Below are 668 nucleotides of genomic sequence, written 5' to 3'. Positions count from 1 at the left end.
GGAAAAGGAGATCAAGGTGAAAAAAGACGGGCTCCGGGTTTCCCTGCAACCGTATTCCGTAAACGTGATCCGGGTTAAAAAGCGATAAGCACCGCTATCCAAAAAAATCTTATGAAAGAAGTTGTTTTTTATGTTGTTTTTCTTTTATCCCTGTGTATAATACCTGGTGTAAACGCACAGGATATACGTGTTCATGACCCTGTTATGGCCGAAGCAGGAGAACATTACTATCTCTTTTGTACGGGGAGGGGAATTTCCGTTTTTTCCTCCCCGGATATGGAGCACTGGCAAAAGGAAGACCCGGTTTTTGAAGCCGCCCCGGAATGGACACAGGATGTAGTGCCGGGCTTTAAAAACCATATCTGGGCACCTGATATTTTTAAATATAAAGGGAAGTACTATCTCTATTATTCCGTTTCCGCTTTCGGCAAAAACACCAGTGCCATTGGTGTGGCTACCAATGCGACCCTGGCCCCGGATGCGGCGGATTTCAAATGGCAGGACCACGGCATAGTGGTAAGGTCGGTCCCTAATCGCGATTTATGGAATGCCATAGATCCGAATGTGATGCAGGATGAAGCCGGGGTGCCCTGGCTTACTTTCGGTTCGTTCTGGGGAGGTATAAAGCTTGTAAAACTGTCCGAAAACCCGGTGTCCGTGGCCAATCC

1 protein-coding gene is annotated in these 668 nt (G+C 47.5%); it reads left to right on the top strand.

Annotated elements, in window-relative coordinates:
- Positions 1 to 111 precede the first annotated feature (111 nt).
- Positions 112 to 668, top strand: a 557-nt coding sequence (locus tag ED312_RS11265; protein WP_148044279.1) for a family 43 glycosylhydrolase, incomplete at its 3' end; no start/stop codon positions are given.

It is taken from the genome of Sinomicrobium pectinilyticum, assembly GCF_003725735.1.
Taxonomy (GTDB): domain Bacteria; phylum Bacteroidota; class Bacteroidia; order Flavobacteriales; family Flavobacteriaceae; genus Sinomicrobium; species Sinomicrobium pectinilyticum.
Note: the sequence above shows the minus strand (reverse complement) of the source record. Positions and strands in the feature narration are given on the sequence as shown.